At 58.3% G+C, this 14748-nt stretch carries 11 protein-coding genes; 6 read left to right on the top strand and 5 right to left on the bottom strand.

Going from position 1 to position 14748, the window contains the following annotated elements; genetic code table 11:
• Positions 1-4: 4 nt before the first annotated feature.
• Complete coding sequence (locus Mal65_RS20075; protein WP_145301721.1) at positions 5-1123, bottom strand: serine/threonine-protein kinase; 1119 nt, start codon at positions 1121-1123, stop codon at positions 5-7.
• A 245-nt stretch (positions 1124-1368) separates the two neighbouring features.
• Between Mal65_RS20075 and Mal65_RS20070 the strand changes: the two genes are divergently transcribed.
• A complete protein-coding gene (locus Mal65_RS20070) occupies positions 1369-3039 on the top strand; it encodes a DUF1559 family PulG-like putative transporter (RefSeq protein ID WP_145301718.1) in 1671 nt (556 codons plus the stop codon).
• 30 nt (positions 3040-3069) lie between these two features.
• Here Mal65_RS20070 and xerD read toward each other — a convergent pair whose 3' ends face one another.
• Entirely contained in the window at positions 3070-4023 is a 954-nt protein-coding gene (xerD, locus tag Mal65_RS20065; RefSeq protein WP_145301715.1) for a site-specific tyrosine recombinase XerD, read from the bottom strand.
• Positions 4024-4168: 145 nt separating this feature from the next.
• Between xerD and galE the strand changes: the two genes are divergently transcribed.
• Entirely contained in the window at positions 4169-5152 is a 984-nt protein-coding gene (gene galE, locus Mal65_RS20060; protein WP_174820190.1) for a UDP-glucose 4-epimerase GalE, read from the top strand.
• A gap of 61 nt (positions 5153-5213) precedes the next feature.
• Here the strand turns inward: galE and Mal65_RS20055 are convergent, their stop codons facing one another.
• On the bottom strand, positions 5214-6842 hold the full coding sequence (locus Mal65_RS20055; protein WP_165701408.1) for a PH domain-containing protein: 1629 nt from the start codon (positions 6840-6842) through the stop codon (positions 5214-5216).
• Positions 6826-7383: a PH domain-containing protein gene (locus tag Mal65_RS20050; RefSeq protein ID WP_165701407.1), complete on the bottom strand. Its 558-nt coding sequence runs from the start codon at positions 7381-7383 to the stop codon at positions 6826-6828. Before Mal65_RS20050 ends, Mal65_RS20055 begins: the two co-directional genes overlap by 17 nt.
• Before the next feature lie 347 nt (positions 7384-7730).
• Between Mal65_RS20050 and Mal65_RS20045 the strand changes: the two genes are divergently transcribed.
• Positions 7731-9455, top strand: coding sequence for a c-type cytochrome domain-containing protein (locus Mal65_RS20045; protein WP_165701406.1), 1725 nt, complete (start codon positions 7731-7733; stop codon positions 9453-9455).
• 24 nt (positions 9456-9479) lie between these two features.
• Here the strand turns inward: Mal65_RS20045 and ilvD are convergent, their stop codons facing one another.
• On the bottom strand, positions 9480-11159 hold the full coding sequence (ilvD, locus tag Mal65_RS20040) for a dihydroxy-acid dehydratase (protein ID WP_145301701.1): 1680 nt from the start codon (positions 11157-11159) through the stop codon (positions 9480-9482).
• A 356-nt stretch (positions 11160-11515) separates the two neighbouring features.
• Here ilvD and Mal65_RS20035 point away from each other — a divergent pair, with 356 nt between their 5' ends.
• From Mal65_RS20035 to Mal65_RS20025, 3 genes are all read left to right on the top strand, one after another.
• Positions 11516-12193 (top strand): 3-keto-disaccharide hydrolase, encoded by a 678-nt coding sequence (locus Mal65_RS20035; RefSeq protein WP_196784321.1) that lies wholly within the window; start codon positions 11516-11518, stop codon positions 12191-12193.
• Positions 12190-12846 carry an HAD family hydrolase gene (locus tag Mal65_RS20030; protein WP_145301698.1) on the top strand — a complete coding sequence of 219 codons (657 nt, stop codon included), beginning with the start codon at positions 12190-12192 and terminating at the stop codon, positions 12844-12846. The genes Mal65_RS20035 and Mal65_RS20030 overlap by 4 nt, the downstream gene beginning before the upstream one ends.
• A gap of 150 nt (positions 12847-12996) precedes the next feature.
• A complete protein-coding gene (locus tag Mal65_RS20025; protein WP_145301694.1) occupies positions 12997-14640 on the top strand; it encodes a Ppx/GppA phosphatase family protein in 1644 nt (547 codons plus the stop codon).
• The last annotated feature ends 108 nt before the right edge of the window (positions 14641-14748 follow it).

Here is a 14748-nt window from a genome sequence, read left to right as displayed (position 1 = left end):
TGCACTAGTCGGTTTCCAGTTCGCGCAGCTCTTCCAGCCAGACACGAATGTCATTGTCGTACTCTGTCGACATGTTGCTGATAATTAGCTGGCGATGGAAGGCCGCGGCCCCCTGATCGACGTGCTCGGCCGCTTCGGCGCTGGGGAACCGCTTGTTGGGGTCGTAGGCGATCAAACCCTTCAAAAAGCTCATCAGAAGGTCGTTCACCACAACTTCCTTGGGCAAAATCTTATGCAGATTCTTGGGAAGTTCGCGTTTGGCGACCAACAGATCGCGAAGTTTTGTCGCATCTGCGAAAGGATTTTTTCCGCTCAAAAGTTCGATCAGAACATAGCCGATGCTGGCCAAATCGCTTTTGGGACTGGAACGCTGGTTTTCCAGCACTTCCGGTGCTGCGTACAACGGCGTGCAGTCGCGCTCGTTGGGCGGGTCGTCATAGAAAAACGCGGATCCCAGATCGATCAACTTGGTGTGGCCGCTGCGTTTCAGCATGATGTTGGCAGGCTTGATGTCGCCATGGACCATGCCTTCGCGGTGCAAAGCCGCCAGCGCCGCCAAACATTCGCGGACGATCGCAACGGCGACCCCCGCTTTGAATCGGGACTGTTCCGGGCCGGCGGTCAGGATGACTTCGTTGATGTACCGCCATCGCTTGATCGGCAGACGCGATTGCAGCAGTTCCAAACATTTGGGCGACATCAGTTGTCGCAAGTCATAGCCGTCGACCCATTCCATCAGCATGACGCGGATGCGATGGCGTTCGAAGAAGTTCTGGACGTCCAGAAGGTTGTCGTTTTGGATCAACGCGACCTTGGCCGCAATGGAAGCGACCCGAGCCATCGCGTCTTCGTAACTGCGGGTGTCTTTGTACCGTTCGGGGCTGAAGATTTTCATCGCCGCGGGAACGGTGAAGCCGTCAGTGCCACGCACTTCGGTCAAGTACACTTCGCCCTGGCCCCCTTTGCCCAACATGCGGCGAAGGTGGTAGTGGCCGGTCCAACTGAGTTTGTTGCCCCGAGTCAGATCGTCGTAATGCTGAACCAGACGTGAATCCGATTGCTGAACCTTCGATCCGTGGAACGTCAGCGTCGGCGTGGGTTCGAAACGAGTGGTGGAGATCATTCGCGTCGTGGGGGGCTACGGTGCGGTGGTGGATCCAAGCCGACTTTCCGGTGACTTGTCCATAAGCCACCAAGTCGCTCCGCCATCAGCAGACGGCGACCGCAGCCCCTATGATACGTCACGTCGGCAAAAGTCCGAGACATCTTTGTCGGTTTATGTGGCGGAATTTTCCACATGCTGCGACGATTTTTGCCGCCCGTTGGTTCCGCCTTTTCAAACCTTCCGGTTAACCAAGGACGCGTAGAATGAGTTTGTCGACCGTGGCGAATTGCCGAATTCTGTCGCCAGCTGCTTCCACGGCAGCGTTTCTTTTGATGGCATTGTTCGGGGGCACCTGTGATGCTCAATCCGATGATGAACGTGCGTCCGGCGGCTCGTTAGTTGATTCTGCGTACTTGCCACCGACCTCCATCGCCACCGCTCGGATCCGCCCCCAGCTGCTGTTGGAATCAGAGATCTTTCAGTGGATGCCGATCGAGGTCGCCGAGGCTTGGACGCAAGAAGCATTGGGACTGGATCTGAGAAGCGTTCAGGACGTGCGATTCGTCTTGAATTTTCCCGCCGGTCGCGGCGCACCGCCGATGGGATTCGTCATTCGATTGTCCCAGCCGTTTGATCCCGCCGGCATTGATCCGGAACTACTGGCGGTCGAAGACCCGCAAATGGTGGGTCAGCGACAGGTCTACGCCCTTGGGGATCGGCAGATGCCTTTCCTGCTGCACGCGTTGGACCCGCAAACGATTTTGATCGCCAGCCCCACCATGCTGGAGCCGATGATTTTGGCCGAAGACGGCACCGGTGAACTGGCCGATTTGGTCGCCACTGAATCATCGGACCAGCCCGCGGTGGAAATCGGGATTGGCATGTTGATGTTGCGCCCGATCGCGATGCAGATGGCACAGCAGGCCGGCGAAGACTTGCCGCCACCGATGCGGCGGTTGACTGAAGTGCCAAACTATCTAGACGCGATCTGGTTGAACGTCTCCGCCAAACAGGCAACCTTTCACACGGAACTGCGTTTGATTGCCAGCGATGACGGGTCCGCGGAAAAACTGCAGGACATTGTCGACGAGGCGATCGTCAATGCGCGTGACATGTTTGTTCAACAAATGGACGCCGAAGTCGATGACGATGGGCCGATCGGTCAGGCACAACGGGCTTACGCAAGGCGACTGGCCGACGGCATGCTGGCGATGATGCAGCCCCAGCGTGAAGGCGACCGATTGCTGTACGAAGCCGAATCAGGCGTGTCCGTTGCGGCCGTCGGTGTGCTGACGGGATTGCTGTTACCGGCTGTTCAGGCGGCACGTAATGCGGCGCGTCGTGTTGCCACGGCAAACAATCTGAAACAAATCGGATTGGCGATGCACAACTATCATTCCGCCTACCGCAAGTTGCCCGGGCCGGCCATCGTCGACGAAGACGGCAAGCCGTTGCTCAGTTGGCGCGTCGCGGTCTTGCCTTTCGTGGAACAGCAAACGTTGTACGAGCAATTTCATTTGGACGAACCGTGGGACAGCCCCCACAACATTCAACTGATCGACCAGATGCCCGACGTGTATCGCGATCCCGATATCGAAACGGATCCGGGCGAAACGATTTACCACGCGATGGTGGATGACAAAGCGTTGCAAAAGCACGGCGGCCCGAACCGGTTTCGCGACTGTTTGGATGGTTTAAGCAACACGATCATGGCGGTCCAAGTGACCAAGGAAAACGCCGTGCCCTGGACCGCGCCGGTTGATTTCGAAATCGACTGGGATGCTCCGCTTGCCGGAATCAAACGAATGGAACCCGGCGGTGTTCAAGTGTTGATGGCCGACGGTGCGGTGTTGGTGTTTGACGAATCATTGGGCACTGAAACGTTCAAGAAGATGATCACCCGCGCCGGCAAGGAAATCATTGACGCACGCTGACCGATCCCGCTGGTTCAGCGAGGCGGATCGTCAGGCACGGGGATGGAATTGTCGGTGGACTTTTTTCAGCCGCGAATGTTCGACATGGGTGTAAATCTGTGTCGTTTGGATACTGGCGTGTCCAAGCAGTTCTTGGACCTGACGCAGGTCCGCGCCGCCGGCCAGCATGTGCGTGGCAAAGCTGTGCCGCAGACTGTGCGGGCTGATTTTGGGATCAATCCCGACGCGGCGTGCGTACAGCTTGACAAGACGCCAAAGCTGGATGCGATCCAGCGGTCGGCCGCCGCGTGACAAGAACAAGGCTTCGGGCGGGTGCGGAGATTTCGCCGCCAACTTGCCCCGCAGTTGTTCGAGATACAGTTCAATGGCCTGAATCGCACGCGAACCGATGGGCACCATGCGTTGCTTGCCGCCTTTTCCGTGCGCCTTGATGTGGCGTTCTTTCAGCGACATGTCACGAACACGCAGCGAACAAACTTCGCTGGCTCGACATCCGGTCGCGTACAGGACTTCCAAGATCGCACGATCACGTTGCCAGAACGTGTCCGTTTTTCGCGGCGACCGCAGGAAATCGTCGACTTCACGAATCGACAGGACGCCGGGGACCCGCTGCCACATTTTCTGGGTGGACAGCAATTCGGCCGGGTTATCGGTGACGCGGCCTTCGAGCTGTAGGTAGCGGAAAAACGTCCGGACGGCGACCACGGTTCGCGCGATCGATGAAGGCGCCTGGCCTTTGTCACGCAGGTGGCCCATGAAATCGGAAAGCTGGCCGACCCGTACTTTCCGCAGGTCTTTACCGCCCAACCACTGCAGGAACAGTCGAATGTCGCGTCCGTAGGCGTCGATCGTGTTGGCCGCCAGGTGGCATTCGCCCTTCAGATAGTCCAAAAAATCGCCGCATACCGTGTCCTGTGCGGGGGACGCCGGTTTCGGGGCTTCGCCCTGGCGAAGCATCTGCAGTTTGGTTAATCGTCGACTCAATAGCGTTTCCGCTTGGTATTGCGGTGGTGTCCCCTTAGCGAAAGCCGGCGGATGCGGGATGATGGATGGCGATCCACCGCGGCTTCGTCTGGTATCGATCCGCGGCCAGTCCTTTTCTTACTCGAACGAACATCGGGTCGAATCAATGAACGTTTTGGTTGTCGGTGGCGCCGGCTATATCGGTTCGCACGCGGTCCGTCTGCTGCTAGACGCCGGGCACCAAGTGGTGGTTTACGACAATTTGTCACGTGGACACAGCGAAGCGGTCCCCGCAGGCATGTTGGTCGAAGGTGATGTGGCCGATCGTGCCAAGCTGGTCCAAGTATTGAAGGACAAGCATATCGATGCGGTCATGCACTTCGCCGCGTTCGCGCTGGTCAATGAATCTGTCAACGATCCGGCGCTGTATTACCGCAACAACGTGATCGCGGCGTTGGAACTCTTGGAAGCGATGCGCGAAGCCGATGTGAAGAAGATCGTCTTCAGCAGCACGACGGCGACTTACGGTGAGCCCGACACGATCCCGATCCCCGAAACGACGCCCCAAAATCCGATCAACCCTTACGGCTTCACCAAGCTGGTGATCGAAAAAGCCCTGGCCGATTACGCCGCTGCCTACGGGTTTGCCTACGCCGCGCTGCGGTATTTCAATGCCGCCGGCGCGCGGCCCGACGGAACGATTGGCGAAGATCACGATCCGGAATCGCACATCATTCCGATCGTCTTGCAGGTGGCATTGGGGCAGCGTGAATTCATCACCATCTTTGGCGACGACTATCCGACGCCCGATGGAACGTGCATCCGCGACTACATCCACGTCAATGATCTTGGAGACGCCCACCTGAAAGCGCTGGAAAAACTGGAGCCCGGCAAGGGCATTTGTGTCAATCTGGGGACCGGCAAGGGCACAAGCGTCCGTGAAATTGTCGAGGCGTGTCGCGAAGTCACCGGACATCCGATTCCGGAAAAAATGGGCGAACGTCGCGCCGGGGATCCGCCCGAATTGGTCGCCGATGCGTCGATGGCGCGCCAAGTGTTGGGATGGGAACCCAAGTACAACGACGCCAAATCAATCGTTGAAACTGCTTGGGCGTGGCACCGCGATCATCCTCGCGGCTATGCCACCTGATGCCAACGCTGATATGCGACGTTCCGTTGCTTGAAAAGTTGGTGTCCGGTTTGAAAAATGGTCACCAGCGAAACGGCTGGTCGGCGATCCGCTTGGCCAGTCGGCGTCGCAATCGGACGGCTGTTAGCAACGTCAAGTTTTGGATCACCGGTCCGCCACCGGTGTTTGATTGACCCGCCGTATCGATCGACAGCGTGGCCAAGCCTAGGCGACGATCCAGCGGCGATTGACTGATTCGCAGATTCTGGATGTTTTCGATCGGCAGGCCCAAGGTCGCTCGGCTGATCCAGCCTTTGCGATACATCACACTATGGTCACTGATGCGGTATCCGGTGTGCCGATACCACTGGCGATTGCATAGGTAGACCAGTGCGAAGCCTGGTGACAGAGCGACGGCCAGGATTAGCGACCAGGAGGCAATTTGCGCCAGGACGGCGGCATAGATCAGGCATCCCAAACGTGTTCCGCGGCCGATGGCTTTGGAGGACACTTTTTGCCACCCGGGCTGGTCGATCGGAAATTCTCCAATGACCTGTTCGGCGATTTCGATTGCTTTGTTTCGCTCGGCGGCTGGGACCAGCAGACTGCGTTTTTTGTTCTCGTCGACTTCGCGATGGTCGCCCGCATTATCGACCCGGATTGACGCCAGTCCGGCCCAGCGACGCAGTGGGCTTTCTTCCAGCTTTAATGATTGAATCCGGCGACGCGAAAGGCTGCTTTCCTGCCGCGTCAGCAGCCCGTGCGCGACGACCAACCGGTCGTCGCTGCGGCGAATTTCGTACGCATGGTATCGAATGACAAACGCGATGGTCGCCGCGATCATTGACAGGACCGCCAACGTGACGCTCTTGAACATGGTCTCCGACAGCACCAAGTCGATCAGGACGTCAAGCGGACCAAGGCTGGGCACTTGCGAACGCAATGTTTCGGTGGCCTGTTCCATGGGCGCGACCCACGGCGGTGCCGGTACATGTTCCAGCCAGTCCATTGGCCCGCCCAGCCAGTCAAACGGGCCACCCCAGGAAAGCTGGAAATAGGCGATGGCACCCATCACACCGAAAATCCCCGCAATCAACTGCGATGTCAAACCGCCAAGGAATAGTTCTTTGGTGGTCAAGGATTGGTCAAAATCCGAGTGGCTCGTGATTGCTGGGTCGGCAACGCTTGCGGCGGGCTGGTTCTCCGGTGCAAGCGACTGTCCGGAAACGATGTGGTGGCGGATTTCATCGGCTTGCTTGGACGTGATGACGTTCAACGCGGCTTCTTCGTCATCGCTGCCCGCGGTCTTTAGCGTCAAATGAGTCAAACCCAAAGGCTTACCGAACAGACTTTGTTCTTGTTTGGCTTCCTGGACTCGGTCCCAAGGAATGCGTCGTTCGCGTCGTGCCAGCCAGCCCGTGTGGATCACCAAGGCGTCTTGGCGGATTTGATACGTTAGCGTGAGGTAACGGATCGTGAAGTACAGAACAACGGGCGCCACGAAAAACAAAGCATAGAATCCGATCGCAACGGGCGGCGTCATGACCAGGCATCCGACCGCCAGCGGAACCAGCGAACGTCGAAGGTTTTCTAAGACGGGCAACCACAGTGTTGCGTTGTGCAACCGCAGGGATCCATCGGCTTGAGCCTTTGCCGCCATGACCGGCGGTGGATCATTCGTGCCGGAAACGGCGTCAGGTGTCGTCGTCACTGGGCCATTCCGATTGATGAGGCCGTCCCGATTCATGGGACCGTTCTGTTTGATGACGTATCCGTTTCAACAATTCATCTCGCAACTGGATCGCATCGGCATGTTCCAAACCGGGCAGACGGTGACTGGCGTGGCGTGTTCCCGCGGTGTGCAATTCCAAGGTGGCCAGGCCGGCCCGCCGTTCAAGCGGGCCGCGATGGATATCAACATGTTGTAATCGCGAAATGGGAATGGACACCGATTGTCGCCAGATCACACCATGCCCCAATTCAAACACGTCGTCGGTCCAGCGATACGACCATGATCGTTGGATCAGTGCCAAGCCTGGACCCAGGCCAACAGCCAGTGTCGCCATCACGACGATCGATCCCGCAGCGATCACCCCCCGGACCAGCACTGAATCATGTGACCAAGCCAGCAAGGCGGCGACGAGTGCAAGGACGACGATCACCGGTCCACCGAATAGGCCGAACGTCATTCGCCAGACCGACAGCACCCTTGGGGCAATGGTGTGTTGCCGGACGCGATGGTCATCGGTCATGATCGCTTCGGGGGGCTGGTGTATTGATTTCAGCTGACCTCGCCGGTCGGTGGCGTTGATCGAAGGAGTGGCCGGAGCAGCGTGTTGTATCGTCAACGCCTTGACGGACATTCGTTGCGACCGAATCAATCTTGCTCGTAGTGATGGCGAAACGATTAGGATTCGATTTGCAACTGGAAAATCCGGCAGATTTTCCGCTGCATCCGCCGTGGGGCGAAACGCCGACAAAGATCGGGAGATTGGGGGGCTGGTTCGGATTCGACGGGCTCGGTCGAGCACAATTAGAATCGGTTCGCGTTACAAACTGCAGTTTTCGTCCGCTTCTCGTGATTATTCGAACGTGGTTCATGACGATTTTACGGATCACATCACAGTCTGGGACCCGTTGCATTTTGGCATGCCTGGTCGTTTTTTGTTTCGCCGGTGATGCCACCGCCCAGTCTGCACCCGAGGGGTTAGCGACGGCCAAGGACCAATTGGCAAAGGCCGCGGTGGCCTATCGGAACCGTGAATACGTCGCTGCCGGTCAAGCATTGGTGACCGCCTCGTCCACCCTGCAGGCGACACTTGCCAAAACGGAACCCGCCCGGCGCGAAGCGGTGCTGGAACAGGAATCGGATTTGTTGTCTCGCATGCGAAACGCACACGTCATGCTGCAATTGGAAGGCGTCCGGGTACCACCGATTCGCATTGATGATGGTACAGCATGGTGGCAAGAAGAACCGGGGGTTGCACCGGAGGTCGTCATGTTGCCGGGGGCGGAATTGGACCCCGACGCTTCGCTGGCGTCATCGTTGCCAAAAAAAGAGATGGAAGCGATGGCGACGTCCGGCGACGTACCGGCCATGGCCAGCAGCACCGGTGATTCCGCGACGGGCGACGCCGAAGGTGAATCCGACACGGTGTCCTTTGTTCGTGACGTGGCCCCCGTTTTGATCGAACACTGCGGTGGTTGTCATGTCGGCGGCGGTCAGGTGCGCGGCGGGTTGAATATGAATACCTTTGCCGGATTGATGCGTGGGGGCGATGAAGGCGACACGGTGATCGCCGGCAGCGGCGATGAGAGTGGTTTGGTGTTGCGGATGCGTGGCGAAGGCGGTGATTTGATGCCGCCCGGTGGACGACCACGCGTTCCCGAAGATTCGATTCAGTTGATCAGTCGCTGGATCGACCAAGGTGCCAAGGACGACGCGATTCGTCCCGGCCAAGATTTAAAGACGGCATCGATGCAGGCTTGGGCATCATCGGCGACTACCGACCAACGGAACGAACGAAGGCGACAACACGCCCAAGAGTCCATACGGATGGTTGCACCCGATGGCGTGGCGATGGTGGAATCGGACTACTTTATGGTCATCGGCCCGATGACCGAAAGGCGGTTGCAGGAAATCGGGAAGTTGGCCGATGGTCAGATGAAAGTCGTGCGTTCGGTAATTCCAGCGGTTTCCGGGGCGGATAAAGGCGAATACTTTCGTGGCCGCGCGACGTTGTTTGTTTTTCCGCGGCCCTACGAGTACGCGGAGTTTTCCAAGATGGTCGAACAGCGCAGCATTCCCGCCCAGTGGGTTTCTCACTTTCGCTCCGACGCCATTCTGGCGTACGCGTCGTTGGTGGTGACGCCGGATTTGGATGATGAAGGTCTGCGAAGCCGCTTGGCCGGGCCGCTGTTTTCCATGGCGATGGCCACGCGGGCCGCCGACGTGCCGGAGTGGCTGGCTGGCGGTGTGGGCGAATCGATCGCCAACGACCGTGTTCGAAAACTGGACCGTGACAGCCGCAGTCGATTGTTGGCCGCCCAACGCGACGCAGCGATTGCCGCCAAGAATGCGGGGGACTTGTTGCAACAACGTCTGCCCGCCCAGCAGGTTGATGCGTTATCGATCGCGGTGGCCGGTGCGATGATGGCACCGCCGCGACGCCGTGGATTCCAAACGATGATTCGGCAGATGAACGCGGGCCAGCCGTTCGAATCCGGCTTTCAAGGCGCTTATGGCGTCACGGTTGAAGCCTTTGTGGACGCCTTTTTGAAATGGGCCAAGGGGCCGACACCGACCCCTGCGCCGCAACGTTAGGCATTCGCCGCTTCCGGTGATCGACTATTCGTCGGTCACACAGCCTTCGCTGGCGGTCTTCACGTTTTTGATGTACTTGTGCAGGGTGCCACGAGTCGCTTTCAACGGCGGTGCCTGCCACTTTGCACGCCGTGCTTCCAGTTCTTTTTCACTGACATCGACGTCCAGCGAATTTGTTTCGGCATCGATCGTGACAACGTCACCGTCTTGCAGCAGCCCGATCGGGCCACCGGTTTGGGCTTCCGGTGTGACGTGCCCGACGATGAATCCGTGGCTGCCGCCGCTAAAGCGACCGTCGGTGATCATGGCGACGTCGCTGCCCAAGCCCGCGCCCATGATGGCACTGGTCGGGGTCAACATTTCCGGCATGCCGGGGCCGCCTTTGGGGCCTTCGTAGCGGATGACGACCACGTCACCTTTCTGGATTTGTTTTTGTTCCAACGCGGCCAGCATCAGTTCTTCGCTGTCGAAGCAGCGAGCCGGGCCGCTGAACCGAAGCCCTTCTTTGCCGGTGATTTTGGCGACGGCGCCTTCGGGGGCCAGCGAGCCTTTCAGGATTCGAAGGTGGCCCGATTTCTTGATCGGCGCGTCAACCGTGTGCACAATCGTTTGACCTTCTTTCAAGCCGGGCACTGATTCCAAGTTCTCCGCCAACGTCTTGCCGGTCACGGTCAAGCACGATCCATCCATCAGCCCTTCTTTCAGCAGATACTTCATGACCGCGGGGGTGCCGCCGATGCTGTGCAGGTCTTCTTGGACGAACCGGCCGCTGGGCTTCAAGTCGGCCAGGTAGGGAACACGATCGCTAACGCTTTGGAAATCGTCGATGGTCAGCGGTACGTCAACGCTGCGGGCCATCGCGATCAAGTGCAGAACGGCGTTGGTCGAACCGCCCAAGGCCATGACGGTGACCATCGCGTTTTCAAACGCTGTGCGCGTCATGATATCGCGAGGCTTGATATCCGCTTTCAACAGTTCCAGGATCGCTTCGCCGGCGCGGTGACATTCGTCTTTTTTGTCGGGGTCTTCCGCGGGGATGCTGGCCGAATAGGGCAGTGACATCCCCAGGGCTTCGATTGCCGTCGCCATCGTGTTGGCCGTGTACATGCCACCGCAAGCGCCCGCACCGGGACAAGACCGACGCACGATTTCTTGGCGTTCATCTTCACTGATCTGTCCGGCGATGAATTGGCCATAGCACTGGAATGCGCTGACGATGTCCAATTTTTCGTCCTTGTAAGATCCCGGACGAATGGTGCCCCCATAAACCATGATCGCGGGACGATTCAATCGGCCCATGGCGATCAGACACCCGGGCATGTTTTTGTCACAACCGGGCAGCGCGATCAGCGCGTCGTACCACTGGGCGGCCATGATGGTTTCGATCGAATCGGCGATCAGATCACGGCTTTGCAAACTGTAGGACATCCCTTCGGTGCCCATGCTGATCCCGTCGGAGACGCCGATCGTGTTGAAACGCATGCCGACCAAGCCGGATTTTTCCACGCCTTCTTTAACATCGCCCGCCAAGTCCAACAGGTGCATGTTACAGCTGTTGCCTTCGTACCACATGCTGGCGATACCAACCTGTGCCTTGTTCATGTCTTCGGACGACATGCCGGTGGCGTACAGCATGGCCTGTGACGCGCCCTGGCTTTTCGGTTGGGTGATTCGTGAACTGTATTTGTTCAGTGCTGTGGACATTGCGGCGTAGGGAGCAAAAAAGTGTGAAAGGAACGGGCGTCGATGGCCGGCGTCGGTGTGTTCGGCGCCGGGCGGGGGCCTGCGATTATGGTGGGACCGTCCCGCCGAGCCAAGGACGGCAGCGACCCGGCGACGTCGGCTGCGACAATGCTGGGCGATGGCCGTAACCATGCTAGGGCCCCCACGTTGCTCGGGGATCGGTTAAAACGGCATGTCCAAGGTGACCGTGTCCCGTCGGTTTGGGTTCGTCTGGCGAAATCCCGATGTGTTGTCGGCAGTGGCAATTTTTCAGTCGGCGGCCCGCCGTGCCTCCGCGGACGCGGCGTATTCGTTTTCCGGTTTTGATGGTGTTCAGCATGCGTTTTCAACGTCGTTGGATGATGGTTTTCGTGTCCGGCATGCTGCCGTGGTTGGTGTTGCTGTGCGCGGACACCACGGATGCCGATTCGCCCGTCGCCACGGGCGATTGGATTGGGCTGTTCGACTGCCACAGCTTGGACGGCTGGGAAGGCGATCCGCAGTACTTCCGAGTCCAAGATGGCTGTATCGTTGCCGGGACGTTGAAGAAAAAGATTCCGCACAACTATTTTTTGTGCACCCGCGAAACCTACGGGGACTTTGAGCTCAGTTTCGAAGCCAAGCTGGTCGGCGAAGGTAAAAACGCGGGTGTGCAATTCCGCTCGCAACGAATTCCCGACGAGACCGAAGTGCGCGGATATCAAGCCGATATCGGCATTGCTTGGAAGCGCCCGGTCTGGGGCGCGCTGTATGACGAATCACGACGTCGCAAAATGCTGGCCGAACCCGACGCCCAGTTGGCCAAGTCGCTCGTCCGCCCCGGCCAGTGGAATGAGATGCGTGTGATCTGTCGCGGTGATCGAATCCAGATCTATTTGAATGGGACGCAAACCGTCGACTATCGCGAAGACGATGATACAATCGAACGCACCGGAGTGATCGGCTTGCAAATTCACAGTGGACCGCCGACCGAAGCCTGGTACCGCGAAATCCGATTGCGAAGACTGGATCCGTGAATTCAAGTGATATTCAAATCGTCTATTTCGATTTGGGGAACATCCTGTGTGCCTTTGACCGATCGTTGGCGTCGGCCAACCTGGCCGAATTGTTGTCGGTCGATCGGGCTGCGGCCGACGACGTGTTGCACGGGGCGGATCTGCAGGAACGATTCGAGCATGGCGAGATCACCGGGGCACAGTACGCCGACGAAGTCTGTCGGCGCTGCGGTCGCCCGGATTGGCTGAGCCAGGCCACCGGCGGCGATCAGGCTGGTGTTGCTGCGGTGTTGGACGCGGTCAGCGATATGTTCACCGCGGTTGACGGGATGGACCAATTGGTCGTTCAAACGCGGGATCGTGTCGGTCGCGTCGGCATGCTGTCGAACACTTGTGAAGCCCACTGGGATTGGATCAATCGCCAAGCGTATTCGTTTCTGGATTCCGGTTTTGATCCGATCGTCCTTAGCTGTCGCGTGGCCAGCATGAAGCCCGACGTGGCGATCTATCAGGCCGCCGAATCGATGGCCGATTGCCGGCCATCGTCGATCTTCTTCGTCGACGACAAACCGGAAAACGTCGAAGCGGCACGACGACGTGGCTGGGTTGCCGAGGTCGCGATGGGGCTGGACCAGGTGCGCGACGCTCTGACGCGACACCAACTGATCGGATAAACTGGTTTCGATCCCGGTTGGCGTGCACGAGTCATTGGTGCACGCGTCTGGCCGGTTCGTGGCGGAACGGAAATTGCCTGTGATCGCACGGTCCGAATGAATTCGCCCGATCGTGGTTCGCTCAATCGAAGGGATGGTCAAAGAAACGCAATGGCAGATTCGCCCACCACCAAAAAACAAGCCACCCGGAAAAAGGGCGTCAAAAAGCGGAGCGCCAAAAGTCCCGCGACGAAGAAAAGCGGTCGCGTCCGGCGCAGTGAGGTGGTGGCCGTGATCGATATCGGCGCGATCAGCATCCGCATGGCGGTCGCTGAGATTCACGCCGGTGGTTCCGTCCGGCAATTGGATTCATTGATCCAGCCGGTCGAATTGGGCCGTGATAGTTTCAATCAGCGTTTTTTGACACGTGGGACGATCGAAAAGTCGGTCGAGATCTTGCGACGCTATCGTCGAACACTGTTGGAATATGGCATCGAAAGCACCGATCGCGTTCGCGTGGTGGCGACCAGTGCGGTTCGTGAAGCCAGCAATCGTCTGGCGTTCATCGATCGCGTCTATGTGGCCACCGGGCTGGATGTCGAAGTCATGGACGAAGCGGAGGTCAACCGCATCACGTTCATGGGCGTGATGCCACACCTTCATTCCGCCGCATTCGAAGATCCACGCAAAATCGTCGTGGTGGAAATGGGGGGCGGCAGCACCGAACTACTTGTGATTCGTGGCGGCAACGTCCTGCACAGTGAATCGTTTCGGCTGGGCGCGTTGCGTTTGCAAGAAACCTTGCGGGGATCTCGGGCGACGGCTTCGGCGCGACGCGGTTTGTTGGAAAGTCACATCAAACGCACGCTGATGCGGATGGCCGATCAGGTTCGTGTGGACGGCCCCATCCACTTGGTCGCACTGGGCGGCGACATGCGTTTCGCCGGTCACTGTTTGCTGCCAGACTGGGACGGCGTGTCATTGACCCGACTGGACACGGCGGATCTGCGCGCTTTCGCTGACAAAGTCTTGCGGATGGACGAAGATCAAATCGTCAAGCAGTACGGCGCAAGCTTTCTGGACGCCCAAACGTTGGGGCCGGCTTTGCTGACGTATTCGTTGCTGACCGAGCGATTTTCGCTGGACGAAGTCTATCTGTGCGAAGCCAATTTGCGCGATGGGTTGCTTCGTGATATGGCCAGCGGCGGTGACTGGACCAGCGAATTCAGGGACCAGACCATTCGATCGGCTCGGGCGCTTGGGCGTCGTTTCGACTACGACGAATCGTATGCCAACAGCGTGGCCGAACTGTCACGGCGCCTGTTCACCGAATTGGCCGACGAACACAAGCTTAGCCAGCGTTTTGAAGTCTTGTTGTATGTGGCTTCATTGCTGCACGAGATCGGATTGTTCATCAACGTTCAAAGCAATCACAAGCACGCCTTTTACATCATTCGCAACAGTGAACTGTTCGGGCTGTCCAAGAGCGAAAAGAACCTGGTCGGTTTGATCGCCCGCTACTATCGCCGTGCGTTTCCCCAGCCGTCCCACGAGGTCTATCGCAACTTGAATCGGGACGACCGTGTGGCGGTGGCCAAGGCGGCGGCGTTGTTGCGATTGGCCATCGCCCTGAATGACACACGAAGCGGTCGGATTCGGGAAATTCGTTGTTTACGCGAAGAAAAACGGCTGGTGATCGTCGTTCCTGATGTGGAAGACGTTTCGCTGGAACGTTTGGCGATGCAAAAAGCATCGGGGCTGTTTCAAGAAATTTTCGGCGTGCCCGTGTTACTGCGGACCACGTCGACACGTTGACTGCGGGGATGACCCAACAGGCTGCCACGTCCATCGACGCGACGCGTGAACGGCTTGTTGGTCGGTCCTTTTTTGATTCGATTGATCGTCGGTGCCATGGGGTGCCGC

It is taken from the genome of Crateriforma conspicua, assembly GCF_007752935.1.
In the GTDB taxonomy this organism is placed as follows: domain Bacteria; phylum Planctomycetota; class Planctomycetia; order Pirellulales; family Pirellulaceae; genus Crateriforma; species Crateriforma conspicua.
This window is presented reverse-complemented; position numbering and strand designations above follow the sequence as displayed.

Bases quoted from the DNA above. Each gene is read 5' to 3' on its own strand.
- Mal65_RS20045 (WP_165701406.1), top strand. From the start codon at position 7,731: ATGACGATTTTACGGATCACATCACAGTCTGGGACCCGTTGCATTTTG.
- galE (WP_174820190.1), top strand. From the start codon at position 4,169: ATGAACGTTTTGGTTGTCGGTGGCGCCGGCTATATCGGTTCGCACGCG.
- Mal65_RS20025 (WP_145301694.1), top strand. From the start codon at position 12,997: ATGGCAGATTCGCCCACCACCAAAAAACAAGCCACCCGGAAAAAGGGC.
- Mal65_RS20050 (WP_165701407.1), bottom strand. From the start codon at position 7,383: ATGACCGATGACCATCGCGTCCGGCAACACACCATTGCCCCAAGGGTG.
- Mal65_RS20070 (WP_145301718.1), top strand. From the start codon at position 1,369: ATGAGTTTGTCGACCGTGGCGAATTGCCGAATTCTGTCGCCAGCTGCT.
- ilvD (WP_145301701.1), bottom strand. From the start codon at position 11,159: ATGTCCACAGCACTGAACAAATACAGTTCACGAATCACCCAACCGAAA.
- Mal65_RS20035 (WP_196784321.1), top strand. From the start codon at position 11,516: ATGCGTTTTCAACGTCGTTGGATGATGGTTTTCGTGTCCGGCATGCTG.
- Mal65_RS20075 (WP_145301721.1), bottom strand. From the start codon at position 1,123: ATGATCTCCACCACTCGTTTCGAACCCACGCCGACGCTGACGTTCCAC.